The sequence below is a fragment of the Brevundimonas sp. Root608 genome (assembly GCF_001427825.1).
In the GTDB taxonomy this organism is placed as follows: domain Bacteria; phylum Pseudomonadota; class Alphaproteobacteria; order Caulobacterales; family Caulobacteraceae; genus Brevundimonas.
Window position 1 is genome coordinate 87,256 of sequence record NZ_LMGT01000007.1, and the last position, 24,017, is coordinate 111,272.

Genomic DNA, 24,017 nt, shown 5'->3' on the forward strand with positions numbered 1-24,017 from the left:
CTGCCGCCTTGTCCTTCTTCCACGCCGGTCCCGCGCCGAAAGCCCAGGGGCCCCGCCCCGGCGCCCTGCGCGACGGGCTGGATCTTCAGCCCGGAATGGCGGTCGGGCTGTTCGGGGGCTCCTTCAATCCGGCCCATGACGGACACGCCCATGTCGCCGAGACGGCCATGCGGCGGCTGGGGCTGGACCGGGTCGTCTGGCTGGTGTCGCCGCAGAACCCGCTCAAGGACGCCCGCGACAGCGCGCCCCTGGCCGAACGCATGGCCTCGGCGCGGGCGGCGGCGAGGCTGGCGGCGGACGGCCGGGCCATGGTGGTTTCGGACTTCGAGACCCGCGCCGGCACGCAATGGACGGTGGACACCCTGCGCGCCCTGACGGCCCGGCACCCCGGCGTGCGCTTCGTCTGGCTGATGGGATCCGACAATCTGGCCAGTTTTCACAAATGGCGCGGCTGGACCGACATCATGCGGATGATGCCCATGGCGGTGATCGCCAGGCCCGGCAGCCAGCTGGACAGCCGCACCGCCCCGGCCGCCGCCCGCTTCGCCTCGGCGCGGGTTCCGGCCGCCCGTGCGCGCCTGTTGCCCGACCTCGACGCGCCCGCCTGGACCTATCTGACGGCGCCGCTGAATCCGCGCTCGTCGACCGCGTTGCGGGCCGCGCGTGACGCCGCCGCGCATTTGTGATAGGCTTCCGCTTTAGTAATCTCCCCGGAGCCTTCCGCTGACCCCCTCGCCCGCGCACGACGCGCAAGACACCGCCGTTTCGAACACGGCGCACGAGATGGACGAATTCGAACCCATCCGCTCAGAAGACGGTCCGCAGGCTCCCCTTCCCGTCGGCTCAACCGCGCTGGAAACGGCGATCCTGTCGCGTCTCGACGACGACAAGGCGCAGGACATCGTCCTCATCGACCTGAAGGGCAAAAGCCCGATGGCCGACACCATGATCATCGCCTCCGGGCGGTCGCACCGGCACGTCGGCGCCCTGGCCGACCACCTTCAGCGCGCGCTGAAGGAACAGGGTCTGGGCAAGGTCAAGGTTTCGGGCCTGCCGCACTGCGACTGGGTGCTGCTGGATGCGGGGGACGTCATCGTCCACCTGTTCCGCCCGGAAGTGCGCGCATTCTACAACATCGAGAAGATCTGGTCGGTCGAGAGCGGCCACCGCGTCGACGCCCGCGCCTGATTTCCTGATCACCGGATGAAGCTGGCCGTCATCGCCATCGGCAAGCCGGGGCGGGGGCCAGAGGCCGCGCTGGCGACCGACTACGCCGAGCGCGCGACGCTGGCCGGGCGGGCGCTCGGTCTCGGCCCGCTGGAGCTGGTCGACCTCGAACCGCGCAAGCCGGGCAGGGCGCCCGAGGCCGAGCTGATCCTCAAGGCCGCCGAGGGCGCGCATCTGATCGCCTGCGACGAGCGCGGCAAGACCTTCTCCAGCCGCGCCTTCGCCGACCATATCGCCATGCTGCGCGACCGGGGCGAGCGCCGGCTGGTGTTCGCCATCGGCGGGGCCGACGGGCTGGACGAGAGCGTGCGCGCCGCGGCCGGCTCGACCCTGGCCTTCGGGCCCCAGACCTGGCCGCATGCGCTGGCGCGGGCGATGCTGGCGGAACAGCTGTATCGCGCCGTGACCATCCTGGCCGGATCGCCCTATCATCGCGACTGATGCGTCCGCTGGTCCTGATCCTGTGTCTGAGCCTGACCGCCCTGCCGGCAGGCGCCGCCGCGCCGGTGACGGAGGTGGCGCGGCTTCAGGCCGAGTTCCGCGACGAACAGGCGCGCGCGCGACGCCTGCGGGCCGAGGCGGCCGAGGCCACCGCCGAACTGGCCGGGCTGGAGCGGTCGCTGAATCAGCTGCGGACCGCGGTCGGCGAGGATGACCGGCTGATCCTGGCCCAGCGCGCCCGGCTGCGCGAACTCGGCGCGCGCGAGGGGGCGTTGGTGGCCCAGCTGTCGCAGGCGCGGGGCCGGCAGGGCCGGCTGCTGTCGGCGCTGCAGATGATGAGCCGTCGCCCGCCGCCGCCGCTGCTGGTTTCCGCCGACAGGGCGGTCGACACGGTGCGCGCCTCGATCCTGATCCGCGCCATGGCCCCGACGCTGCAGGCCCGCGCCCAGGGGCTGGCCGACCGCCAGGACGAGGTGAACCGCGTCCGGCGCATCGCCGCCCTGAACAGCGAACAGCTGTTCACTACCGAGAGCGCGCGGGGCGACCGCCGCGCCCGCATCGAGGCGCTGACAGCGCGCAAGACGGCGCTTCAGGCCGTGCTGCGGGCCGAGGCGCAGACGGCGGAACGGGCCAGCCGCGCGCTGGAGGCCCGGCTGAGGGCGCTGGGCGCCGCCGTGCCGGTCGCGGACGCCGAGGCCGAACCCGCAGTCGCCCGCCTGCCCGCCGGCCGCAGCCGCCTGACGCCGCCCGTCGACGGCGCCCCGTCGCAGCGGTTCGGCCGCGGCGCGACCGGCTGGCGCTGGCGCGCGGACCGGGCCGAGGCGCGGGCGCCGGCCGGAGGGCGGGTCGCCTTCGCCGGTCCGCTGAGCGGCTGGGGGCAGGTGGTGATCCTCGACCTCGGACCGGGCTGGCGCGCGGTGGTGTCCGGCCTCGACGAGGCGGCGGTGGAGACGGGCGACCGGGTCGCCGACGGCCAGGTCCTCGGCCGCTCGGGCGCGGACGGCGAGATCGCCTTCGAACTGCGACGCGACGAGCGGCCGATCGATCCGGCGCCGTGGTTGCGTTAAGGGCGAAACCGCTTCCCAAGCCGCGATGACGCTGATTTTATCCGCGAACCGCTGATCGGCCACGATTTGGTCGCTCGCCGGTCCGTATCTGTTGAAGACGCCGCGTTCGCGGCCGCCGCCTGACCGTTGAAAGAGACCCATGCGTAAACTGCTTCTGATTGGCGCCGCAGCCGTGACCATGGTCGGCGTGGGCGCCGCCACCGCGGTGGGCCAGACCCCGCGCAACGAAGCGTTCCGCATGCTGGGGCTGTTCGGCGACGTGCTCGGCATCGTGGAGCAGGCCTATGTCGTTCCGGTCGACGACAAGAAGCTGATCGAGGCGGCGCTGCAGGGCATGATGACCGCCCTGGATCCCCACTCCAACTATCTGCCGCCCGACGGCTACGGCGACCTGCAGGAGCGCACCTCGGGGGCCTATTCGGGCGTCGGCCTGACCATCCAGTCCGAGGCCGGGATGGTGAAGGTCATCTCGCCCATGGACGGCGGACCGGCAGCGCGCGCGGGCGTCAACGCCGGCGACGTCATCTCGTCCATCGACGGCCAGAACGCCTCGGGTCTGACGGTCAGCCAGGTGTCGGAGAAGCTGCGCGGCGCCGTCGGCACCTCGGTCAAGGTCACCTTCCTGCGCGACGGGGAGGAGCCGAAAGAGGTCGTCCTGACGCGCGAGGTCATCAAGATCGAGTCCGTCACCGGCCGGGTCGAGGGCGAGTTCGGCTATCTGCGCGTCTCTACCTTCAACGAGAACACCGGCCGCGAGCTGAGCGAGACCATTGCCCGGCTCAAGACCGAGAACCCCGCCATCAAGGGTTACGTCCTGGACCTGCGCAACAATGGCGGCGGCCTGCTGGACGCGGCCATCGCCGTGTCCGACGCCTTCCTCGAGCGCGGCGAGATCGTCACCCAGCGCGGGCGCAAGGCCGACCAGATCCAGCGCTACTCCGCCCGCCCGGGCGACCAGACCGGCGGCCTGCCGCTGGTGGTGCTGATCAACTATGGATCGGCCTCGGCCTCGGAGATCGTGGCCGGCGCGCTGAAGGATCACCAGCGGGCGACGCTGGTCGGCCTGACCAGCTTCGGCAAGGGCTCGGTCCAGACGGTCATCCCGCTGCGCGGCGGCGCAGACGGGGCGCTGTCGATCACCACGGCGCGCTACTACACGCCGTCGGGGGCCTCGATCCAGAAGATCGGCGTCGAGCCCGATCTGGAGGTGTCGCGCTCGGCCGCCGAGGCGCGGATCGTGTCGCGGTCGAACTTCATCTATTCCGAGGCCGCCTACGCCACGGCCCTGGACTCGTCGATCGGGGCCGAGCGCAAGGGGCCGCACACGCCCCGCGAGGCGCCCGGCGAGAGCTATGACGAGGACAAGGACTACCAGCTGGAGCGGGCCTTCGACGTGCTGCGCGCGGGCGGGAACCTGACCCGGCTGGCCGCCGCGCCCGAGGGCGTGGTGGTGTCCGAGCCCGGCGCGACCCTGGCCGCGGTCGAGCCGGAGCCCGCGCCGGAGAACTAGCTGCGGGACGTCAGGGGGCGGGCGTCCCCATGCCTAACGCGCGTTAGGCTTTCTTAACCGACGCCCGCCACTGTGGCGCCTGAAGGAGTCCGCTTCGCGGATCCCCGTATCAAGCGTCCAGTCTGCCCATGTTCGCCAAACGCCAATCCGTCCTGGCCGCCACCGCCGCGATTCCCCCGGTGCGCCGGTCGATGCGTGAAAACCTCGCGCCCGTCACCCGCCTGCTCAGCAAGCCGCCGGTCGCCGTCGCCGGCGCCGGCCTGATGCTGATGGCCGCCGCCGCCCTGTTCATCACTGTGCTGGGCGATCCCCGCGCCGGCGCCCCCTCGGCCCGCGCGGCGCTGAAGCGCGAAGCCGTCGTCGCCGCCCCGACTCCCACCGGCCTCGAGGCCTTCTCCATGGGCGCCTACGGCTCCTGGCAGGATCTGGCGGTCGAAGGCGGGGCGGTCGATCCCGCCCTGTCGGGCGAGGCGGTCATCACCCTGCCGAACGGCGCCACCGTCTCGGGCAACGGCGCCCCGGTCACCGCCCCGCGCGTGACGGCCTCGCCCCTGCCGGCCGCCCCCATTGCCGGGCTGAGCCAGCCGGGTCCCAACGGCCCCCTGCCGACCATCGCCACGGACGGCCGCGTGCCGGCCCAGGCCTATGCCCGCCCGTTCCGCTCGAACGGCCGCCCACGTGTCGCCCTGATCGTCGGCGGCCTGGGCCTGAACGCCGTGACCACCCGAGCGGCCATCGAACGCCTGCCCGCCGAGGTCACCCTGAGCTTCGTCCCCTACGCCGAGGGCCTGCAGACCTGGATCGACCTGGCCCGCGCCCAGGGCCATGAGGTCATGCTGGAAATGCCGATGGAGCCCACCGGCTATCCCGACAACGATCCGGGCCCCTACACCCTGCTGGCCTCGGGCCAGTCCGCCGACATCCAGTCCAAGATGAACTGGCTGCTGGGTCGGGCTGTCGGCTATTTCGGCGTCACCAACTATATGGGCGACCGGTTCGCCAGCTCGGACGCCGGCATGACCGCCTTCCTGGGCATCCTGCGCCAGCGCGGCGTCGCCTTCCTCGACGACGGTTCGATGAGCCGCCGGCCCGGCGCCTGGGCCCGCGCCAGCGCCAACCGGGTCATCGACGAGCAACAGACGCCCGCCGCCATCGTCGGCCAGCTGAACGCGCTGGAGGCCCTGGCCAAGGGCAATGGCCAGGCGCTGGGCACGGGCTTCAGCTATCCGGTCACGGTCGAGGCCGTGGCCCGCTGGACCGCCGACCTCGACGCGCGCGGCCTGCAGCTGGCGCCGGCAAGTGCGATGACGCAACGGCCGGGAAGATAGGGACCAGGGACCGGGGATTGGGGTTCGCCGGGCCGCGATCTCGCGCCATGCCTCTTCCCTCCCTAATCCCCAGTCCCTAATCCCTAGTCCCTATGAAAGACCTCTCCCGCTACCGGCCCAACGTCGGCGTCGTGCTGTTCCATCCGGACGGCCGCGTCTGGTACGGGCGCCGCGCGGGGACCGAGGGGCCGCATAACTGGCAATTCCCCCAGGGCGGGGTCGACGACGGCGAGGACCTGGAAACCGCGGCCCGCCGCGAACTGGGCGAGGAAACGGGAGTCGTCTCGGCCGAGTTGATGGCCTCGACCGACGGCTGGATCGTCTACGACTTTCCGGAAGGCTACGGCGGCTCCAAACAGGCGCGCGGCTGGGCCGGACAGAAGCAGCGCTGGTTCGCCTTCCACTTCACCGGCGACGAGTCCGAAATCGATCTGGAAGCCCACGGCGAGATCGAGTTCGACGCCTGGCGCTGGGGCGCGCTGAACGAGGCGCCGGACCTGATCGTGCCGTTCAAGCGCGACGTCTATGAGCAGGTCGTGGCCGTGTTCGCGCCGCTGGTGGTCTAGGCCGCCGCGCAGCCCAGCGGCTTGAGCGCTCGCTTCGTCGAGGCCGGATATTTCGCCATCAGATGCGCCGGCCGGATCGGGCGGGCGACGAAGCCGCCGCCGCAGTTGGGGCAGACGCCCTTCAGCACCCCGTCCACACAGGCGGCGCAGAAGGTGCATTCGAAGGTGCAGATGCGGGCCTCGGCGCTGTCGAACGGCAGGTCGCGGTCGCAGCACTCGCAGTTGGGGCGCAGTTCCAGCATCGGAGCCTCCGGATCAGGCGGCGAAGGCTAGCCCTGCTTCCGCGAGGCGCCAAGCGCCAGTCGGATCAGGCCGATGACCGCCACGAGGGCCCAGGCTCCCTCCATCAGCACCGCCGACAGGTTGAAGTCGAAATACAGCGACAGCAGGATCAGCAGGGCGCCGGCCAGATTCAGCAGCAGGGCGGGCGCCTTGGTCGCGTCCAGCCGGTTGGTCGTCGCGCCGGCGTAGGCCACGAGGATCAGCAGGACGCCGACGACGCCAAGAAGGTCAGGAACGGTCATGGCCCGTCCCTAGCGGTTCGGGGGCGCTGCGGCTACCGGCGAGGTCAGGGTCAGGATCACGATCTCAGGCGGCGCGCGGAACCGCACCGGCAGGATCGACACCCCGACCCCGCCCGTGACGAACAGCTTGCGACCGCCCTCGTCATACTGGCCGCAGGCCCAGCGTTCGGACATGCGTGAGGCGTGCACCAGCCGTCCGAACACCGGCAGGTTCACCTGCCCGCAGTGGGTGTGGCCGGCCAGGGTCAGCGCGACCCGATCCGGCACGTCGACGAACGGGTCGGGCCAGTGGGTCAGGACCACGACCGGGGCGTCGTCGACGACCTGACGCAGGGTGGCGGAAACGAGGGGCGGTTCGCGCGGCGACTCCATGTCCGCCAGACCGGCGATCCAGAAAGCTCCACCCGGGCGGGCGATCCGTTCGGCGCGATTGTCCAGAACCCTCACCCCGCCCCGGTTCAGGGCGGCGTTGATGGCCGCGTCGTCGTACCAGGAATCGTGGTTGCCGAGCACGCCGTGGACGCCCAGCGGGGCGGACAGACCGCGGAAGGCCTCGACGCCGCGCAGGATCTGCGACTGTTCGGGCAAGGCCCGCGTGGCCGCCGGTTCATGGCCGCCCGCATAGTCGCCCAGCAGGACGACCACATCGGGCCGTTCGCCGTTCATCCGCTCGACCAGCCGTTCGATGCGGGCGACGTCGGTGTGGGGCGCGGCCACATGGGTGTCGGAGATGACGCCGATGCGCAGCGGCGAACCGCGCCAGGTCGCGCTCTCGACCGTGACATGCCGAACCGTCAGCGTTGCCGGCTCGATCAGGAAGGCCCAGACGCCCAGGCCCCATGCGGCCACGAAAGCCCCGCCCAGACTCCCTGCAAGAAAAATCCGGCGGCTGCGCAGCAACCGCCGGACCAGAAATATGCAGATGATGGGTCCGAGGACCGCGCCGATCCAGGCCATGACCAGAACAGCGCCCGGTCCGGCCATGATCAGATCAGCCCGCGGCCACTTCCGAGGCTTGTTCGGCCAGGATGGTCAGGCCGGCCGGGGTCACGTCGGCGAAGCCGCCGTGGACCTCGAACTGGCGGCGCGAACCCCCGTCGATGACCGTGACCACGCCTTCGCGCAGGGCCGTCATGAAGGGGGCGTGCTCGGCCAGGACGCCGAAGTCGCCCTCGACGCCCGGCGCGTCGACCTGATCGACGAGGCCGTTGAAGACCTCGCGCTCAGGCGAGACGAGAGAGAAGGAAAGTTTGCCAGCCATGATGTTCGCCACTTCTCCCATCCGCTCATCCCGGCGAATGCCGGGACCCAGATGGAAAGACTCCGTATTGGCCGATCAAACACCGGAGCCCCGATCCCGTCCATCCGGACCGTGATCTGGGCCCCGGCATTCGCCGGGGTGAGCGGTGAGAGGTTTAAGCTTCGGCCGCCATCTTCTGGGCCTTCTCGACGGCTTCCTCGACCGTGCCGACCATGTAGAAGGCGGCTTCCGGCAGGTGGTCGTATTCGCCGGCGACGATGCCCTTGAACGAGCGGATCGTGTCGGCCAGCTCGACGAACTTGCCGGGCGAGTTGGTGAACTGCTCGGCCACGAAGAAGGGCTGCGACAGGAAGCGCTGGATCTTGCGGGCGCGCGACACGACCAGCTTGTCGTCTTCCGACAGCTCGTCCATGCCCAGGATGGCGATGATGTCCTTCAGCGCCTTGTACTGCTGCAGCACTTCCTGGACCGAACGGGCGACGCGGTAGTGCTCCTCGCCGATGACCAGCGGGTCCATGATCCGCGAGGTGGAGTCCAGCGGATCCACGGCGGGGAAGATGGCTTGGGCGGCGATGTCGCGGCTCAGCACGGTCGTCGCGTCCAGGTGGGCGAACGAGGCGGCGGGGGCCGGGTCGGTCAGGTCGTCGGCGGGAACGTAGATGGCCTGGACCGAGGTGATCGAGCCCTTCTTGGTCGAGGTGATGCGTTCCTGCAGGTTGCCCATCTCGGTGGCCAGCGTCGGCTGATAGCCCACGGCGGACGGGATGCGGCCCAGCAGGGCGGACACTTCCGAACCGGCCTGGGTGAAGCGGAAGATGTTGTCGACGAACAGCAGCACGTCCTTGCCTTCCTCGTCGCGGAAGTACTCGGCCTGGGCCAGGCCGGTCAGGGCGACGCGGGCGCGGGCGCCCGGAGGCTCGTTCATCTGGCCGTACACGAGGGCGCATTTCGAGCCTTCGGTCGAGCCGCCGTTCTTGGACGGGTCCACGTTCACGTTGGACTCGATCATCTCGTGATACAGGTCGTTGCCTTCACGGGTGCGCTCACCCACGCCGGCCAGAACCGAATAACCGCCGTAGGCCTTGGCGATGTTGTTGATCAGCTCCTGCATGGTCACGGTCTTGCCCACGCCGGCGCCGCCGAACAGGCCGATCTTGCCGCCCTTGGTGTAGGGGCAGATCAGGTCGATGACCTTGATGCCCGTGACCAGGATTTCCGACGAGGTCGACTGCTCTTCGAACGAAGGCGCCTCGCGGTGGATCGGGCGGTACATCTGGGTCTTGATCGCGCCCTGTTCGTCGATCGGGTCGCCGACGACGTTCATGATGCGGCCGAGGGTGCCGGGGCCGACGGGGGCCAGGATGGAGGTGCCGGTATCGGTCACGGCCTGGCCGCGGGTCAGGCCCTCGGTGGTGTCCATGGCGATGGTGCGGACCATGTTCTCACCGAGGTGCTGGGCGACTTCCAGAACCAGGCGGAACGGCTTGCCGGTCTTCTGGTCGGTGTTGGTCGTTTCCAGCGCGTTCAGGATGGCCGGCAGCTGGCCCTCGAACTCGACGTCGACGACGGCGCCGATGACCTGGGCGATCTTGCCCACGCCGGTGCCGGCCGTATAGGCGGCGTTGCCGGTCGCGGCGGCGGCTGCGGCCTTCGAGGCCTTGGGAGCGGCCGGCTTCTTGGCGGCGGGTTTCTTGGCGGTGGTGTCGGTCATCGTTGTCTTCCGGTTCGGAATATCGGTCAGGATCGGATCAGAGGGCTTCGGCGCCGGAGATGATCTCGATCAGCTCCTTGGTGATCTGCGCCTGGCGGGATCGGTTGTAGGTCAGGGTCAGGGCGGAAATCATGTCGCCCGCGTTGCGCGTGGCGGCGTCCATGGCGCCCATCTGGGCTCCGTAGAAGCCGGCCTGGTTCTCGTACATCGCGGCCAGGATCTGGGTCGTGATGTTGCGCGGCAGCAGGGTCTCGAGGATTTCCTCCTCGGAAGGCTCGTAGTCGTAGACCGCGCCGTTCAGATCGATGGGAGCGGCGCCCCCCTCGACCACGGCGGGGACCAGTTGCTTGGCGGTCGGGACCTGCGAGATCACCGACTTGAACTGGCTGTAGAACAGGGTGACGACGTCGGCGGCGCCGGCCTCGAACTCATTGGCGACCAGCTCGGCGATCGGCTGGGCTGACGGCAGGGCCAGCACCTTGTGGTCCGACAGTTCGAAGGTCCTGACCACCTTGTCGCCGAACAGGCGGGTCAGGCCGTCTCGGGACTTGCGGCCCACGGCGATGATGCGGACGTCCTTGCCCTCGGCGATCAGGCTGTTGATCCGGTCGCGGGCGGCGCGGACGACGTTGGACGAGAAGCCGCCGGCCAGGCCCTTGTCGGCCGTGGCGACGATGACGAGGTGCTTCTGGTCCGAACCCGTGCCGGCCAGCAGCTTGGGCGCGCCGTCGCCAGACACGCCGGCCGCCAGATTGGCGATGACGGCGGCCATGCGCTGGGCATAGGGCCGGGCCGCGACGGCCTGGTCCTGGGCGCGTTTCAGCTTGGCCGCGGCGACCATCTGCATGGCTTTCGTGATCTTCTGCGTGGCTTTCACGCTTCCGATCCGATTGCGCATTTCCTTGAGGCTGGCCATCCGGCGCTACTCTCTCGCTCTCGGTCTTACGCGAAGGTCTTGGCGAAGGCCTCGATGGCGGCCTTCAGCTCGGCTTCCAGCTCCTTGGACAGGGCCTTCTCCTTGCGGATGCCGTCCATGATGGAGCTGTGCTTGGAGTGGATGCGGGCCAGCAGCTCGCTCTCGAAGCGGCCGATGTCGGCCACGGCGATGGCGTCCAGATAGCCGCGCGTGCCGGCATAGACCGAGACGACCTGCTCCTCGACCGTCAGCGGCGAGTACTGCGGCTGCTTCAGCAGCTCGGTCAGGCGCGCGCCGCGGGCCAGAAGCTTCTGGGTCGAGGCGTCCAGGTCCGAGCCGAACTTGGCGAAGGCGGCCATCTCGCGGTACTGGGCCAGCTCGCCCTTGATGGAGCCGGCGACCTGCTTCATCGCCTTGATCTGGGCCGAGGAGCCCACGCGCGACACCGAGATGCCGACGTTCACAGCGGGGCGGATGCCCTGGTAGAACAGGTCCGATTCCAGGAAGATCTGGCCGTCGGTGATCGAGATCACGTTCGTCGGGATGTAGGCCGACACGTCGTTGGCCTGGGTCTCGATCAGCGGCAGGGCGGTCATCGAGCCCGAACCGTTGTCCTCGTTCAGCTTGGCCGAACGCTCCAGCAGGCGGCTGTGCAGGTAGAAGACGTCGCCCGGATAGGCTTCGCGGCCCGGCGGACGGCGCAGCAGCAGGGACATCTGACGGTAGGCCACGGCCTGCTTGGACAGATCGTCATAGACGATCAGGGCGTGCATGCCGTTGTCGCGGAAGAACTCGCCCATGGCCGTGCCCGAGAACGGGGCCAGGAACTGCAGCGGGGCCGGCTCCGAAGCCGTGGCGGCGACGACGATGGTGTAGTCCAGCGCGCCGCGCTCCTCGAGCGTCTTGACGATCTGGGCGACGGTCGAGCGCTTCTGGCCGATGGCGACATAGATGCAGTACAGCTTCTCGCCTTCCGACGTGGCCGCTGCGTTGGTGCTCTTCTGGTTCAGGATGGTGTCGATGGCGACGGCGGTCTTGCCGACCTGACGGTCGCCAATGATCAGCTCGCGCTGGCCGCGGCCGATCGGGATCAGGGTGTCGATGGCCTTCAGGCCGGTCTGCATGGGCTCATGCACCGACTTGCGCGGGATGATGCCCGGAGCCTTCACGTCGACGCGGCGGCGCTCGGTGAACTGGATCGGGCCCTTGCCGTCGATCGGCTCGCCCAGCGGGTTGACGACGCGGCCCAGCAGACCCTTGCCGACCGGAACGTCCACGATCTCGCCCAGACGCCGGACCTCGTCGCCCTCGGCGATCTGGTTGTCCTGGCCGAAGATCACGGCGCCGACGTTGTCGCGCTCGAGGTTCAGGGCCATGCCCTTCACGCCGGCCTTGGGGAATTCGATCATCTCGCCGGCCTGGACATTGTCCAGACCGTGGATGCGGGCGATGCCGTCGCCGACCGACAGCACCTGGCCGACGTCGGACACGTCCGCTTCGACGCCGAAGTTGGCGATCTGCGACTTGAGGATGGCCGAGATTTCGGCGGCGCGGATGTCCATGACAGGCTCTCTGTTATCGTCTCTTGGGGCCGGGCGATCAGGCCCGTCGCATACTGTGGTGGCGGCGCGCCTAGGCGCGCTTGAGGGCGAACTTCATCTGGTCGAGCTTGGTCTTCAGCGAGGCGTCGAACAGTTTCGAGCCGACCTTGACCTTGAGGCCGCCCAGGATCGACGGATCGACGCGGGCGGTCATCTCCGGATCCTTGCCCAGCGAGGTGCGGAGCGCGGTCTGGATGGATTTCATCTGGGCGGCGGTCAGGGCCTGGGCCGAAACGACCTCGGCGGCAACGACGCCCGTCTTCTTCGCGTACAGAGCCTCGAAGCCCGCGATCACGCCCGGCAGGTCGCGCGAGCGACCGTTCTGGGCCAGCAGGCCGAGGAAATTCTTCGTCACGGCGTTGAACCTCGCCTTGTCGGCGATGGCCGTCAGACCCTTCTGCTGGTCCTCGGCGGCGATGACCGGCGACTGGGCGAGGCGGCGCAGGTCGGCGCTCTCGTTCCACGCGGCCCGCAGGGAGGCCAGGTCGGCGCGCACGGCGTCCAGAACCTTCGTCTCGTCAGCGAGGTCGAACAGCGCCTGTGCGTAGCGCTCGCCGACTTCCGTCGTCCTGTAATCGTCAGCCACTTATAAGGTCCGCGCGGGTTGGCGTTCGGGTTGAAGGCCGGCCGCGTGTCCGCGCCGACCAAAGGCTTGAAATGCTTTGAGAAAGCACTTGAAGGACGCGCCTTGCAACGCGTCCTCCGGCTCAGCCGGGCGCCTGATAGCACTCATCCCCCCGGGGAGCAACCGAGACAGGCCGCCGCATCCGCCGCACGAAAAGAGCGCCCGGCCCTGAGGCCGGGCGCTCCTCCGTCGGCCCTCAGGCGTCAGCCGTGGCCGCAGTGATCTGCGCAGTCGCCAAGGCAGTCGGCGCACGCCGTGCAGCAGGCGGCGCAGGCGTCACGGCAGGCGCAGGCGAGGTCGCAGCAGGCGTGAACCAGCTGGGCGACGGCGGCGGGATCGGCGGCGAAGGCCACGCCGCCCGAAGCGGCCAGGGCCAGCGCGGCCAGGGTAAGAACGCGTTTCATGTCAGTCTCCGATTTTCAGAATTGAATGGTGTGCAGTCGTGCAGACGCATTCAGGTCCGTGGCGGAGGCGGCTCCGGTCCGATGAGGCGGCCGGGAAGGCGATCATCGACCGGCTTGAGTCCATGGGGGATCGCCGGCGCCGGGACGGGCGGCGCGACGAGGGCGGGAGCCGGCGGGCAGAGCGGGCGGGACAGGCAGATCTGGACGCAGGGCGGGACGGTCTTGTCCGGCCCGGAGGACCCGCAATCGGCCGGCGGCAGGTGATGGGCGGGCGTCGCGAGTACAGGGGCTGGCGCGCCGAGCGCAGCCACGCCGAGGATGAGAACCAGAAAAAGCAGCCGTCGCAGGATCATGCGAACCTTCAGCCATCCGACAGCCGAGCTTAGCGCATACGGGGCGCGTGCGGCGCCCGCCCGGGGTGCGACATCTTCTCCCGCCGGTCAGGCCGCCAGGATCGCGCGGGCTTTCCCGGTCAGTGGGCGGCGCGGTGGCGCCCCGGGATCAGGTGCAGGATCGCGACGATGATCCCGCCGGTCACGAGGCCGACGACCGCCGAGGCGGCGGCCGTCGCCAGCCATTCCGTCACGGGGCCGATGAGCGGGACCCGTCCGGCGGCGTGTCCCAGACTCTCGATCACGCCGGGTACGAGGTCGAGATGGTACTCGTGCAGGCCGTGGACCAGGATCCCGCCGCCGACCCACAGCATGGCCAGGGTCCCGACCGTCGCCAGCCCGGTCAGCACCATCGGCATGGCGTGGACCAGACCCCGGCCCAGCGCGCGCGCCGAAGCCGAAGGGCGCTCGGCCAGGTGCAGGCCGATATCGTCCATCTTCACGATCAGCGCCACGGCGCCATAGACCGCCGCGGTGATCAACAGGCCCACCAGGGCCAGGGCCGCGGCCTGGGTCGCCAGCGGGCGCTCGGCCAGATCGGCCAGGGCGATGGCGGTGATCTCGGCCGAGAGGATCAGGTCGGTGCGGATCGCCGAACCAACCATCTTCTTTTCCTGTTCGGCGGACGACAGGGCCAGTTCTTCCGGCGGGGTCTCGCCGCCTCCGTGACCCGCCAGCTTCTCCCACAGCTTCTCGGACGCCTCGAAGCAGAGATAGGCGCCGCCGGCCATCAGAAGGGGCGTCAGCGCCCAGGGCGCGAAGGCGCTGATCAGCAGGGCCCCGGGCAGGAGGATCAGGAATTTGTTCTTCAGCGAGCCGACGGCGATCTTGCGGATGATGGGCAGCTCGCGATGGGGCGAAAAGCCCATCGCGTAACCCGGCGTCACCGCCGCGTCGTCGACCACCACGCCGGCGGCCTTCATGCTGGCGCGGCCGGCGGCGGCGGAGACGTCATCGACCGAGGCCGCCGCCATCTTGGCGATGGTTGCGACGTCGTCGAGAAGGGCGGCAAGACCTGAGGGCACGTGTCACCTCGCAAAACAAATGCGGTTCGCCCTTGGCTAGGCGAGCCCGTGAGCCGGGTCCAGAGGCGCGATCAAACGCGGCGCCCTGACGCGCCCGGCCGCGGCGAAAAATTCTGGCGCGGCATCCCCGGCTGCCCTATCCCGATCCAATGACCGAAATTACTGCTCTCCTGACCGATCCCGCCGCCTGGGCCGCCCTGATCACGCTTGTGGTCATGGAGGTGGTGCTGGGCATCGACAACCTGATCTTCATTTCGATCCTGTCGAACAAGCTGCCGCCCGAGCATCGCCAGCGCACGCGTCGCATCGGCATCGGCCTGGCCCTGATCATGCGTCTCGGCCTGCTGGCGACGATCGGCTGGATCGTCGGCCTGACCAAGCCCGTCTTCGACCTCGGCTTCGCGGGCGCGGGCTGGGACACGGCCTTCAGCTGGCGCGACCTGATCCTGATCGCCGGCGGCCTGTTCCTGGTCTGGAAGGCGACGACCGAGGTCCACCACGCCGTCGACACCAGCATCGGCGACGACCTGCTGGAGAAGAACAAGACCACCGCCGTCATCAACAACGTCGGGGCGGCCATCGGCCAGATCATCCTGCTGGACCTGGTCTTCTCGATCGACTCCATCCTGACCGCCGTCGGCATGACCGATCACGTGCCGATCATGATGGTCGCCGTGGTCATCGCCGTCATCGCCATGCTGGTCGCCTCCGATCCGCTGGCGGATTTCATCGACAAGAACCCGACCATCGTCATGCTGGCCCTGGGCTTCCTGCTGATGATCGGCATGGTGCTGATCGCCGACGGCTTCGGCGTCCATGTGCCCAAGGGCTATATCTACGCCGCCATGGCCTTCTCGGCCCTGGTCGAGGGACTGAACATGATGGGACGCACCGCATCGGCGAAGAAGCAGGCGGCCCTGGCGGCGCGGCAGGCGGCGCTGAACAAGGCCGAGACGGCCGAGCCGGGGGTCTGATCATGCGGGCGGCGGTTCTCCTTCTCGCTGCCCTGCTGACGCCCTTGCCGGCGGCGGCGCAAACGCCGCCGCCGGCCGTTTCCGCATCGGCCGCCGCGCCGGTCCCGGTCTACGGATTCGAAGTCGTCCGAGCGTATCCCCATGATCCCGGCGCCTTCACCCAGGGGCTGGAGTTCCACAACGGCGAACTGCTGGAAAGCACCGGCCGTTCTCCCTCGACCGTGCGGCGCGTGCGGCTGGAAGACGGGGTGGTGATCCACAAGCGCGAGCTGGACGAAAACCTGTTCGGCGAGGGGCTGACCGTCTTCGGCGACCGCGTCCTGACCCTGACCTGGAAGGGCGGCAAGGGGTTCGTCTGGAATCCCCTGACGCTCGAGCCCGAGGGCGAGTTCGCCTATGCCGGCGAGGGCTGGGGCCTGACCCATGACGCCACGCGGCTGATCCTGTCCGACGGCACGGCCGCGCTGCGCTTTCTCGATCCGCAGACCTTTGAGGAAACCGGCCAGGCGCCGGTGACCGTGCAAGGCCGGCCGCTGCGCCAGATCAACGAGCTGGAATGGGTCGAGGGCGAGGTGTTCGCCAATGTCTGGCACACCGACTTCATCGTCCGCATCGATCCGGCCACCGGCGTGGTCACCGGCGTCATCGACCTGACGGGGCTGATGCCGGACCGGTCGGGCCTCGATCAGACGGACGCGGTCCTGAACGGCATCGCCTGGGACCCGGACGGCCGTCGCCTGTTCGTCACCGGCAAGAACTGGCCGACCCTGTTCGAGATCAGGCTGACGGGGCCGAGGTAAGCGTTTCCCTCCCCACAAGGGGGAGCGAGAAGCGCGTCAGAGAAAACTGTACGGATCCACGTCGATCGTCACCCGCACCGACGCCGGCGCCTTCACCCGCGCCAGCCAGGCCCGCAGGAAGCCCTGCAGGTCGACGTCCCGGTCCGCCCGCACCAGCAGCCGCTTGCGTCGCCGCCCCCGCACCAGCGCCAAGGGCGCGTCGGCGGGGCCATAGACCTCCAGCCGTTCGGCATTGGGAATGTTCTCGGCCAGATCGCGGGCGACCCTCTCCACCGCGGCGGCGTTCTCGCTGGACAGGATGATCGCCGCCAGCCGCCCGTGCGGCGGCAGGGACGCGGCCTCGCGCTCGGCCATCTCTGCCGCCACGAAGGCGTCGCGGTCGCCCGCCGCCAGCGCCATCAGCACCGGATGCTCGGGGGTCCAGGTCTGCAGTATGGCCCGCCCCGGCTTGTCGGCGCGTCCGGCCCGGCCCGTGGCCTGGGTCAGCAGCTGGAAGGTCCGTTCGGCCGCCCGCAGGTCGCCCCCGCGCAGGCCCAGGTCGGCGTCGACCACCCCCACCAGCGTCAGATGCGGGAAATTGTGCCCCTTGGCCGCGGCCTGGGTGGCCACGAGGATATCGATCTCTCCGTCCGCCATCCGCTGGATCAGGGCCCGGGCGGATTTCGCGTCCGGGGCCGTGTCGCTGCTGAACACCGCCGTGCGCGCCTGAGGGAACAGACTGCGCACCTCTTCCTCGACCCGCTCGACGCCCGGGCCGACCGAAACCAGCGAATCCTCGGCCCCGCAAGCCGGGCAGTGTTTCGGCCGGAGCATGGAGAAGCCGGTCAGGTGGCAGATCAGCCGCCCGGTGTAGCGGTGCTCGACCAGCCAGCTGTCGGTGTCGGGCGCGGTCAGCCGGTGGCCGCAGACGCGGCACAGCACCACCGGCGCATAGCCGCGCCGGTTCAGGAACAGCAGGGTCTGTTCGCCGCGCGCCAGCGTCTCGCCGATGGCTTCGCGCAGGGGCTGGGCCAGCCAGGTCTGGGGGTCGGGCGGATTCTGGCGCAGGTCCAGCAGGGAGATGTTCGGCAGCACCGCCGCCCCGTGCCGCGCCGCCAGCTTCAGCCAGCCATAGCGGCCCTGATGGGCGTTCCACAGCGTCTCCAGCGAAGGCGTGGCCGAGGCCAGCACCACCGTCGCCCCCTCGATCCGCGCCCGCGCCACGGCGAGGTCGCGGCCGTGATAGACCAGCCCCTCCTCCTGTTTGAACGAGCCGTCGTGCTCCTCGTCGACCACCACCAGCCGCAGGTTGGCGTAGGGCAGGAACAGGGCCGAACGGGCCCCGACCACGATGTTGCAGCGGCCGGCGATCACCGCCTCCCACACCTGACGCCGACGCGGCGGAGCGACGCCCGAATGCCATTCCGCCGGGGCCGCGCCGAAGCGGTCGGTGATGCGGGCGATCAGGGCCTGGGTCAGGGCGATCTCGGGCAGCAGGATCAGGATCTGCGCCGCAGGATCGGCCTTCAGCGTCCGCGCCGCCGCCTCCAGATAGGCCTCGGTCTTGCCCGACCCGGTGACCCCGTCGAGCAGGAAGGGGGCGAAGCCGCCCTTCGCCGTCGCCGCCGCCAACTCGTGCGCCGCCGCCGCCTGGTCGGGATTGAGCGTCGCCGGGGCGTGATCCGGGTCGGGCGCGTCGAAGGCCGCGACCGCCTCGATCTCGATGACCTCCAGCACGCCCTCGTCGATCAGCCCCTTGACCACGCCCGAGGACACATTCGCCGCCCGGGCCAGATCGGGACCCGGCATCGACCGCTGGCCCAGCGCCTCCAGCACCGCCGCCCGTGCGACCGTCGGCCGGGCCGGGGTCCTGTCGCCCACGCGACGCACCCGCCGCTCGGGCCGGGGCCGGGGCGCGCGCAGGCCCTTCAGCGCCGTGGCCGCCATTTCGCCGGGCGCGCTCAGCGTCCAGCGCGCGGCCCATTCGACGAAGTCCACGGTCTTTTCTGGCAGATGCGGATCGTCCAGCACATGGTCGATGGCCTTCAGCCGCCGGTTCGACCCCGTGGTCTCGCGCGCCTCGGACACGATGCCCCGCATCAGCCGCGGCCCCAGCGGCACGGCGACCTGGTCGCCGCGCGCGACGTCCAGCCCCTCGGGGACCTCGTAGTCGAAGGCCTCGGGCACCGGCAGGGGGATGAGGACGCTGGCGACTTTCACCGCCGGGCCCGCTCCGCTAGAGAGACGCTCATGAAACTCTTCCTCGACACAGCCGACGTCGCCGTCATCAAGGACATGGTCCCCACCGGCATGGTGGACGGCGTCACCACCAATCCCTCGCTGATCGCCAAATCCGGTCGCAACATCGCCGAGGTCATCGCCGAGATTTGCGCCCTCGTCGAGGGCCCGATCTCGGCCGAGGCCGTGGCGACCGATTTCGAGACCATGGTGAAGGAGGGCGACAAGCTGGCCGCCATCGCCCCGAACGTGGTGGTGAAACTGCCCCTGACGTGGGACGGGCTGCGCGCCGCCCGCGCCTTCGCCGATAAAGGCATCAAGACCAACGTCACCCTGTGCTTCTCGGCCGCCCAGGCCATGCTGGCCGCCAAGGCCGGCGCCACATTCATCTCGCCCTTCGTCGGCCGGCTGGAAGACCACGGGGCCGACGGCATCGGCCTGCTGGAGGAGATCCGGGTCCTGTACGACGTGCACGGCTTCGACACGCAGATCCTGGCCGCGTCGCTGCGCAATCCGGCCCATGTCAGCGCCGCCGCCGTCGCCGGCGCGGACGCCGCGACCATCCCGGCCGACGTTTTCAAGGCCCTGGTCAAACACCCGTTAACCGACAAGGGGCTTGATGCTTTCCTGGCGGACTGGGGCAAGACCGGTCAGTCGATCCTGTAGTTTGACCTCGAGGAGAGGTTTGTGAGCGTTTCGCCTGACCTCTCGTCCAAGCCGGAAGAACCGCACTGGCCGGAGATCCGCGCCTGGCTGCAGGCCAACGCGCAGATCCTGCTGGATGATCGCTCCCTGCTGGAAGAGATCGGGCTCAAGCCGCACGGCCGCAACGTCGTGGAGTTCGGCCGCGCGGCCCTGACCCGGCTGGAAGAGGTCGCCGAGCGCGAGGCCGACGCCCGCAAGCGCATCGAATCCATCGCCCGCGCCAATTTCGCCGCCCAGACCCAGACCCATGTCGCGGCCCTGGACCTGATGGAGGCGCGCAATCCCTCCGACCTCGCCCGCCGCCTTGATGCGGTGGCGCAGGGCCGGTTCGGCCTGGCCGGCGCCGCCATCGCCCTGGAGAAGCCCGGCGGCGTGCCGTTCGGCTGGCGCGGTCTCGAGGCCGGCGGCGTCGACGCCCTGCTGGGCGACCACGGCCTGACGTGGCTGGGGCCGAATTTCGACGGGCTGAACCTGTTCGGCGCGGCCGAGGCCGAGGTGAAGTCGGTCGCCCTGATCCGCATGGCCCCCCAGTTTCCCGGCGCCGAGGTTCCGGCGCGCCACGCCATCTGCGCCTTCGGCTCGCCCGAGGAAGACGGCTTCGCCCCGACCATGGGCTGCGAGCTGGTGGCCTTCATCGCCCGGGTGGTGGAACGGACCGCCGAACGATGGCCCATTCTGAGCTGACCGCCGACGAGGCCCTGTCGGCCTGGCTCGAGCATCTGGCCCACGAACGCCGCCTGGCCGCCAATACGCTGGAAGCCTATGGCCGCATCGGCCGGGGCTACCTCGCCTTCCTGCAGAGCCATCGCGGCGGGCCCCAGCGGCTGGCCGACCTGGGAACCGTGACCGCCGCCGAGGTTCGGGCCCATCTGGCCGAGCGGCGCGGCGGCGACCGTCCGCTGGCGGCGCGGTCGATCAGCCAGACCCTGTCGGCGATCCGCGCCTTTCACGCCTTCCTTGACCGCCGCTGCGCCACGCCCGCGCCGCAGCTGGCGCTGGTGCGCGGGCCGCGGATCAAGGCCTCCCTGCCCCGGCCGGTGAGCGAGGATCAGGCCCGCGGCCTGATGCAGGAGCCCGACGCCGATCCCGACGCCGAACCGTGGGAGGCCGCGCGCGACCGCGCCGTCCTGACCCTGCTGTACGGCTGCGGCCTGCGGATCTCCGAGGGGCTTTCCCTGACGCTCGCCGACGCGCCCCTGCCGGAGACGCTGCGCATCACCGGCAAGGGCGGCAAGACCCGTCTGGCTCCGGTCCTGCCCGCCGTCCGGACGGCGGTGGACGCCTATGTGGCGCTCCAGCCCTTCCCGCTGGAATCCGGAGACGCCCTGTTCCGGGCCAGACGGGGCGGTCCGCTGACGCCCCGTCATGTGCAGGCCATGGTCCAGCGCCTGCGCGGCCGGCTTGGCCTGCCCGCCTCGGCGACGCCCCACGCCCTGCGGCACAGCTTCGCCACCCACCTGCTGGGCGCAGGGGCGGACTTGCGGGCCATTCAGGAACTGCTGGGCCACGCCAGCCTGTCCACCACCCAGAAATACACCGCCGTCGACGCGAAACATCTGCTCGACGCCTATTCCGCCGCCCATCCGCGACACTGAAAAAGCACGGGCTGGTCAGGATCGCCCGGGCGCGCCTACAGTGAAGGTCCATCCGCTGGGAGGCGGTGCGGAGACCAGACTGCATGACAGGCCTTGACCGTCGCGTCTTGCTGGCCGGGCTCGGGGCCCTTGGCCTTCCTCCCGGTCCCGCCGCCGCGCAGGACCCGGTCGAACCGCTGGTCGAGGACCGGCCGATCCAGTTGCTGAGCAACCTTTTCACGCGCGTCGGCGCCGCGGTCTTCATCGACGGCCGCGGGCCTTTCACGTTCGTGATCGACACCGGCGCGGGCGCGACCTCGATCGCGGACACCCTGGCGGATCAGCTGGCCCTGCGTCCGTTGCGGTCCGTGCTGGTTCACGGGATCACGGAGGCGCGGGTGACCCGCAGCGTCGCGGTCGACCGGCTGGCCTTGAGCGGCCTCGGGTTCCGGAACCTCTCATGCCCGGTCTTCCCGCGCGACCAACTGGGCGCCGACGGCCTGATCGGCCTGGACGTGCTGGATCGCTTCAAGCTGAGATTCAATGTCGCGCGGCGATCGGCCAGCCTGAGCCTGAGGGGACTCAGCATCGTCATGGGCGGCGACATCGCCACCGGGTCACGCCTGCGCCGGGGCGGCGGGCTGCGCTCGGTCCGCGGCCGCTTCGGTCAGATGATCATGAATCAGATCACCGTGGACGGCCAGGCGACGTCAGCCTTCATCGACAGCGGCGCGCAATATTCGATCGGCAATATGGCGTTGCGGCGCGCGGTTTCGGCGCGGCGCCCGGACGGGGGCCGCGTGGCCCGCGAGGTGCCGATCTACGGGGTGACGGGTCAGAGCCTGAGCGCGAACCTGGCCATGGTCGACGATCTCAGGCTCGGGCCGCAACGGCTGGGGCCGACTCCGATGCTGTTCGCCGACCTGCACTGTTTCGAGACCCTGGGCCTCGCCGGCCGGCCGGCGCTGCTGATCGGGGCCGACCTTCTGGGGCGCTTCCGGGATGTCATCCTGGATTTCCCCGCCAATACGGTGACCTTCGAGGGTCTGCGCCGCCAGACCACCCGCAGGCTCGAAATCCCCGGGGTCTAGCAGACCACCGCCCTGTCAGACCTGCATCGTCCAGCCCTCGACGCCCATGGCCGCCTGTTTGACGGCTTCCGAGCGGGTCGGATGCGGATGGCAGATGCGGGCGAGGTCTTCCGACGAGCCGCCGAAGGCCATGGCCACGCAGGCTTCTCCGATCATCTCTCCGGCCTGCGGCCCGAGAATGTGAACGCCCAGGATGCGGTCGGTCGCGGCGTCGGCCAGCACCTTCACAAAGCCCTCTGTCTCGTGGTTGATCTTCGCCCGGCTGTTGGCGGTGAACGGGAATTTGCCGGCCTTGTAGGCGACCCCGTCGGCCTTCAGCTGATCCTCGGTCCTGCCGACCCAGGCCACTTCCGGGGCGGTGTAGACCACGCTGGGCACCAGGTTGTAGTCGACGTGACCGGCCTTGCCGGCGATCAGCTCGATCACGGCCACGGCGTCTTCCTCGGCCTTGTGCGCCAGCATCGGGCCATGGGTCACGTCGCCCATCACCCAGACGCCCTCGGCCACCTTGAAGTGGTCGCCGGCGAGGAAGCCGCGCTTGTCGGCCTCGACTCCGATGGTCTCAAGTCCCAGGCCTTCCGTGTACGGACGGCGGCCGATGGCGACCAGAACCACGTCGCCCTTCACCGTCTCCGCCGTTCCGCCCGCCGCCGGTTCGACGGTCAGCTCCACCCCGTCCTTGCCGGTCTTCGCCGCCGTCACCTTCGCTCCGAGCCGGAAGGTCATGCCCTGTTTGGTCAGGGCGCGCTGGAAGGCGGTCGCCAGGTCCTTGTCCATGCCGGGCGTGATGCGGTCGAGATATTCGACCACCGTCACCTGGGCGCCCAGCCGGCGCCAGACCGAGCCCAGCTCCAAGCCGATGATGCCGGCGCCGACCACGATCAGATGCTTCGGCACGGCCGGCAGCGACAGGGCCCCGGTCGAGTCCACGACCTTGTCCGCTTCGAAGGCCACGCCCGGCAGCGGCGTCGGCTCCGAACCGGTGGCGATGACGATGTCCTTCGCTGTCAGGATCGTCTTCGACCCGTCGGCGGCCGTCACCTCGACCTGACCCTTGCCGACGATGCGGCCGCGTCCCTTGATCCAGTCGGCCTTGTTCTTCTTGAACAGGAATTCGATGCCCTTGGTCAGGGCGGTCACACTGTCCTGCTTCTGGCTCATCATCTGGCCGAGATCCAGTTTCAGCGCCCCGACCTCGATGCCGAGCGTCGGGAATTCCTTCGCCGCCGTCTCGAACAGTTCCGACGCATGCAGCAGCGCCTTGGACGGCATGCAGCCGACGTTCAGGCAGGTTCCGCCAAGCGTTTCGCGCATCTCGACGCAGGCGGCCTTCAGCCCCAGCTGGCCCGCCCGGATGGCCGCATTGTACCCGCCCGGTCCGCCGCCGATGATGACGACGTCATAGGTGCTGGGGGAAACGGCTTCGGCCATGGAGTATCTCGTCTGTCGTGGGCGCGGGAGGCGCGCGGAACCTGACGGCGCCGCCCGCGAGCGTCAACCGCCGCGCCGCATATAAGGGCGGCGGCGTCCGTCCGACAGACGCCCGAATTCAGCGGGCGTCAGAAATTCAACTGGCCCGCCGTCCGCTTGCGCCGGATGCGCCGGCTGGCGACCACCACCAGCACGCCCAGCAGGAACAGGACGCCCAGCACCAGCCAGACCGGCTCGACGGGCAAACCCTCCATCCCCTCCGGCGTCGCCATGGTCGCGGGTCCGCCCGAACGGGCGCCCACATCGCCCTGCCGGTCGACGGCCAGCCGCAGAACGACGTCCGCGGCGAAGCCGAGGAAATAGGCCACGGCCGCCCGGGTGTTCCCCGCGCCCAGCATCAGCGCCGCGATCACATAAAGACCCACAGCTCCGGCCCACAGCGTCCACACCGGCAGGAAGCCGAACAGGTCTCCTCCCGCCGAGGCCTCGGCCCCCACGCGCGCCGCCGCCGCATCCGGCGCGGCGCCCTCGATCAACGGGGAGATAAACGGCCAGGCCAGCCACCCGGCGTAACCGAGCACGGCCAACATCACCATCAGACGCAACAGCTTCATTTCGAGCCTCCCA

General features: G+C 69.9%; 26 protein-coding genes. 13 read left to right on the forward strand and 13 right to left on the reverse strand.

Annotation, left to right across the window (positions count from 1 at the left end; genetic code table 11):
* Positions 1-8 precede the first annotated feature (8 nt).
* The 7 genes from ASD59_RS11075 to ASD59_RS11105 all read left to right on the forward strand — a co-directional run bounded on the left by ASD59_RS11075 (position 9) and on the right by ASD59_RS11105 (position 6,139).
* On the forward strand, positions 9-686 hold the full coding sequence (locus ASD59_RS11075) for a nicotinate-nucleotide adenylyltransferase (protein WP_055831690.1): 678 nt from the start codon (positions 9-11) through the stop codon (positions 684-686).
* Positions 687-783: 97 nt separating this feature from the next.
* The gene (rsfS, locus tag ASD59_RS11080) at positions 784-1,188 is read left to right on the forward strand and encodes a ribosome silencing factor (protein ID WP_082560167.1); all 405 of its coding nucleotides are present in this window, start codon (positions 784-786) and stop codon (positions 1,186-1,188) included.
* Between the two features lie 15 nt (positions 1,189-1,203).
* Positions 1,204-1,668 (forward strand): 23S rRNA (pseudouridine(1915)-N(3))-methyltransferase RlmH, encoded by a 465-nt coding sequence (gene rlmH, locus ASD59_RS11085; RefSeq protein ID WP_055831691.1) that lies wholly within the window; start codon positions 1,204-1,206, stop codon positions 1,666-1,668.
* Complete coding sequence (locus ASD59_RS11090) at positions 1,668-2,735, forward strand: murein hydrolase activator EnvC family protein (RefSeq protein ID WP_082560168.1); 1,068 nt, start codon at positions 1,668-1,670, stop codon at positions 2,733-2,735. Before rlmH ends, ASD59_RS11090 begins: the two co-directional genes overlap by 1 nt.
* Positions 2,736-2,874: 139 nt before the next feature.
* Complete coding sequence (locus tag ASD59_RS11095) at positions 2,875-4,245, forward strand: S41 family peptidase (protein WP_055831693.1); 1,371 nt, start codon at positions 2,875-2,877, stop codon at positions 4,243-4,245.
* A gap of 128 nt (positions 4,246-4,373) precedes the next feature.
* Positions 4,374-5,573 carry a divergent polysaccharide deacetylase family protein gene (locus ASD59_RS11100; protein ID WP_055831694.1) on the forward strand — a complete coding sequence of 400 codons (1,200 nt, stop codon included), beginning with the start codon at positions 4,374-4,376 and terminating at the stop codon, positions 5,571-5,573.
* Between the two features lie 92 nt (positions 5,574-5,665).
* On the forward strand, positions 5,666-6,139 hold the full coding sequence (locus ASD59_RS11105; protein WP_055831695.1) for an RNA pyrophosphohydrolase: 474 nt from the start codon (positions 5,666-5,668) through the stop codon (positions 6,137-6,139).
* Here ASD59_RS11105 and ASD59_RS11110 read toward each other — a convergent pair.
* The 10 genes from ASD59_RS11110 to ASD59_RS11155 form a co-directional block, all read right to left on the reverse strand.
* The gene (locus ASD59_RS11110; RefSeq protein ID WP_055831696.1) at positions 6,136-6,381 is read right to left on the reverse strand and encodes a DUF1272 domain-containing protein; all 246 of its coding nucleotides are present in this window, start codon (positions 6,379-6,381) and stop codon (positions 6,136-6,138) included. The genes ASD59_RS11105 and ASD59_RS11110 overlap by 4 nt on opposite strands.
* A gap of 27 nt (positions 6,382-6,408) precedes the next feature.
* Complete coding sequence (locus tag ASD59_RS11115) at positions 6,409-6,663, reverse strand: CBU_0592 family membrane protein (RefSeq protein ID WP_055831697.1); 255 nt, start codon at positions 6,661-6,663, stop codon at positions 6,409-6,411.
* 9 nt (positions 6,664-6,672) lie between these two features.
* A complete protein-coding gene (locus ASD59_RS11120; RefSeq protein ID WP_055831698.1) occupies positions 6,673-7,647 on the reverse strand; it encodes a metallophosphoesterase in 975 nt (324 codons plus the stop codon).
* Between the two features lie 7 nt (positions 7,648-7,654).
* The gene (locus tag ASD59_RS11125; RefSeq protein WP_055831782.1) at positions 7,655-7,924 is read right to left on the reverse strand and encodes an ATP synthase F1 subunit epsilon; all 270 of its coding nucleotides are present in this window, start codon (positions 7,922-7,924) and stop codon (positions 7,655-7,657) included.
* A gap of 154 nt (positions 7,925-8,078) precedes the next feature.
* Positions 8,079-9,635 carry a F0F1 ATP synthase subunit beta gene (gene atpD, locus ASD59_RS11130; RefSeq protein WP_055831699.1) on the reverse strand — a complete coding sequence of 519 codons (1,557 nt, stop codon included), beginning with the start codon at positions 9,633-9,635 and terminating at the stop codon, positions 8,079-8,081.
* 37 nt (positions 9,636-9,672) lie between these two features.
* Complete coding sequence (locus ASD59_RS11135) at positions 9,673-10,551, reverse strand: F0F1 ATP synthase subunit gamma (protein WP_055831700.1); 879 nt, start codon at positions 10,549-10,551, stop codon at positions 9,673-9,675.
* A gap of 26 nt (positions 10,552-10,577) precedes the next feature.
* Positions 10,578-12,113: a F0F1 ATP synthase subunit alpha gene (gene atpA, locus ASD59_RS11140; protein WP_055831701.1), complete on the reverse strand. Its 1,536-nt coding sequence runs from the start codon at positions 12,111-12,113 to the stop codon at positions 10,578-10,580.
* A gap of 70 nt (positions 12,114-12,183) precedes the next feature.
* On the reverse strand, positions 12,184-12,738 hold the full coding sequence (locus tag ASD59_RS11145) for a F0F1 ATP synthase subunit delta (RefSeq protein WP_055831702.1): 555 nt from the start codon (positions 12,736-12,738) through the stop codon (positions 12,184-12,186).
* A gap of 242 nt (positions 12,739-12,980) precedes the next feature.
* Entirely contained in the window at positions 12,981-13,181 is a 201-nt protein-coding gene (locus tag ASD59_RS11150; protein ID WP_055831703.1) for a hypothetical protein, read from the reverse strand.
* A 472-nt stretch (positions 13,182-13,653) separates the two neighbouring features.
* The gene (locus ASD59_RS11155; protein WP_055831704.1) at positions 13,654-14,598 is read right to left on the reverse strand and encodes a DUF808 domain-containing protein; all 945 of its coding nucleotides are present in this window, start codon (positions 14,596-14,598) and stop codon (positions 13,654-13,656) included.
* A gap of 149 nt (positions 14,599-14,747) precedes the next feature.
* On the opposite strand from ASD59_RS11155, the gene ASD59_RS11160 reads away from it, so the two are divergent.
* The gene (locus tag ASD59_RS11160) at positions 14,748-15,572 is read left to right on the forward strand and encodes a TerC family protein (protein WP_055831705.1); all 825 of its coding nucleotides are present in this window, start codon (positions 14,748-14,750) and stop codon (positions 15,570-15,572) included.
* A gap of 2 nt (positions 15,573-15,574) precedes the next feature.
* On the forward strand, positions 15,575-16,372 hold the full coding sequence (locus ASD59_RS11165) for a glutaminyl-peptide cyclotransferase (RefSeq protein WP_082560169.1): 798 nt from the start codon (positions 15,575-15,577) through the stop codon (positions 16,370-16,372).
* A 36-nt stretch (positions 16,373-16,408) separates the two neighbouring features.
* Here the strand turns inward: ASD59_RS11165 and ASD59_RS11170 are convergent, their stop codons facing one another.
* Positions 16,409-18,571: a primosomal protein N' gene (locus ASD59_RS11170; protein WP_055831707.1), complete on the reverse strand. Its 2,163-nt coding sequence runs from the start codon at positions 18,569-18,571 to the stop codon at positions 16,409-16,411.
* A gap of 30 nt (positions 18,572-18,601) precedes the next feature.
* On the opposite strand from ASD59_RS11170, the gene fsa reads away from it, so the two are divergent.
* The 4 genes from fsa to ASD59_RS11190 all read left to right on the forward strand — a co-directional run bounded on the left by fsa (position 18,602) and on the right by ASD59_RS11190 (position 21,959).
* The gene (gene fsa, locus ASD59_RS11175; RefSeq protein ID WP_055831708.1) at positions 18,602-19,255 is read left to right on the forward strand and encodes a fructose-6-phosphate aldolase; all 654 of its coding nucleotides are present in this window, start codon (positions 18,602-18,604) and stop codon (positions 19,253-19,255) included.
* Between the two features lie 21 nt (positions 19,256-19,276).
* Positions 19,277-19,978: a DUF484 family protein gene (locus ASD59_RS11180; RefSeq protein WP_055831709.1), complete on the forward strand. Its 702-nt coding sequence runs from the start codon at positions 19,277-19,279 to the stop codon at positions 19,976-19,978.
* Positions 19,960-20,889, forward strand: a complete 930-nt coding sequence (locus tag ASD59_RS11185; RefSeq protein WP_055831710.1) for a tyrosine recombinase XerC — start codon at positions 19,960-19,962, stop codon at positions 20,887-20,889. The genes ASD59_RS11180 and ASD59_RS11185 overlap by 19 nt, the downstream gene beginning before the upstream one ends.
* 83 nt (positions 20,890-20,972) lie before the next feature.
* Positions 20,973-21,959, forward strand: coding sequence for an aspartyl protease family protein (locus tag ASD59_RS11190; RefSeq protein WP_056620232.1), 987 nt, complete (start codon positions 20,973-20,975; stop codon positions 21,957-21,959).
* Positions 21,960-21,974: 15 nt separating this feature from the next.
* Here ASD59_RS11190 and lpdA read toward each other — a convergent pair whose 3' ends face one another.
* Positions 21,975-23,390: a dihydrolipoyl dehydrogenase gene (gene lpdA / locus ASD59_RS11195; protein ID WP_055831712.1), complete on the reverse strand. Its 1,416-nt coding sequence runs from the start codon at positions 23,388-23,390 to the stop codon at positions 21,975-21,977.
* A 128-nt stretch (positions 23,391-23,518) separates the two neighbouring features.
* The gene (locus ASD59_RS11200) at positions 23,519-24,004 is read right to left on the reverse strand and encodes a hypothetical protein (RefSeq protein WP_055831713.1); all 486 of its coding nucleotides are present in this window, start codon (positions 24,002-24,004) and stop codon (positions 23,519-23,521) included.
* Between the last annotated feature and the right edge of the window lie 13 nt (positions 24,005-24,017).

Bases quoted from the DNA above. Each gene is read 5' to 3' on its own strand.
- rsfS (WP_082560167.1), top strand. From the start codon at position 784: ATGGACGAATTCGAACCCATCCGCTCAGAAGACGGTCCGCAGGCTCCC.
- rlmH (WP_055831691.1), top strand. From the start codon at position 1,204: ATGAAGCTGGCCGTCATCGCCATCGGCAAGCCGGGGCGGGGGCCAGAG.
- ASD59_RS11090 (WP_082560168.1), top strand. From the start codon at position 1,668: ATGCGTCCGCTGGTCCTGATCCTGTGTCTGAGCCTGACCGCCCTGCCG.
- ASD59_RS11095 (WP_055831693.1), top strand. From the start codon at position 2,875: ATGCGTAAACTGCTTCTGATTGGCGCCGCAGCCGTGACCATGGTCGGC.
- ASD59_RS11100 (WP_055831694.1), top strand. From the start codon at position 4,374: ATGTTCGCCAAACGCCAATCCGTCCTGGCCGCCACCGCCGCGATTCCC.
- ASD59_RS11105 (WP_055831695.1), top strand. From the start codon at position 5,666: ATGAAAGACCTCTCCCGCTACCGGCCCAACGTCGGCGTCGTGCTGTTC.
- ASD59_RS11110 (WP_055831696.1), bottom strand. From the start codon at position 6,381: ATGCTGGAACTGCGCCCCAACTGCGAGTGCTGCGACCGCGACCTGCCG.
- ASD59_RS11115 (WP_055831697.1), bottom strand. From the start codon at position 6,663: ATGACCGTTCCTGACCTTCTTGGCGTCGTCGGCGTCCTGCTGATCCTC.
- ASD59_RS11120 (WP_055831698.1), bottom strand. From the start codon at position 7,647: ATGGCCGGACCGGGCGCTGTTCTGGTCATGGCCTGGATCGGCGCGGTC.
- ASD59_RS11125 (WP_055831782.1), bottom strand. From the start codon at position 7,924: ATGGCTGGCAAACTTTCCTTCTCTCTCGTCTCGCCTGAGCGCGAGGTC.
- atpD (WP_055831699.1), bottom strand. From the start codon at position 9,635: ATGACCGACACCACCGCCAAGAAACCCGCCGCCAAGAAGCCGGCCGCT.
- ASD59_RS11135 (WP_055831700.1), bottom strand. From the start codon at position 10,551: ATGGCCAGCCTCAAGGAAATGCGCAATCGGATCGGAAGCGTGAAAGCC.
- atpA (WP_055831701.1), bottom strand. From the start codon at position 12,113: ATGGACATCCGCGCCGCCGAAATCTCGGCCATCCTCAAGTCGCAGATC.
- ASD59_RS11150 (WP_055831703.1), bottom strand. From the start codon at position 13,181: ATGAAACGCGTTCTTACCCTGGCCGCGCTGGCCCTGGCCGCTTCGGGC.
- ASD59_RS11160 (WP_055831705.1), top strand. From the start codon at position 14,748: ATGACCGAAATTACTGCTCTCCTGACCGATCCCGCCGCCTGGGCCGCC.
- ASD59_RS11165 (WP_082560169.1), top strand. From the start codon at position 15,575: ATGCGGGCGGCGGTTCTCCTTCTCGCTGCCCTGCTGACGCCCTTGCCG.
- fsa (WP_055831708.1), top strand. From the start codon at position 18,602: ATGAAACTCTTCCTCGACACAGCCGACGTCGCCGTCATCAAGGACATG.
- ASD59_RS11185 (WP_055831710.1), top strand. From the start codon at position 19,960: ATGGCCCATTCTGAGCTGACCGCCGACGAGGCCCTGTCGGCCTGGCTC.
- ASD59_RS11190 (WP_056620232.1), top strand. From the start codon at position 20,973: ATGACAGGCCTTGACCGTCGCGTCTTGCTGGCCGGGCTCGGGGCCCTT.
- lpdA (WP_055831712.1), bottom strand. From the start codon at position 23,390: ATGGCCGAAGCCGTTTCCCCCAGCACCTATGACGTCGTCATCATCGGC.
- ASD59_RS11200 (WP_055831713.1), bottom strand. From the start codon at position 24,004: ATGAAGCTGTTGCGTCTGATGGTGATGTTGGCCGTGCTCGGTTACGCC.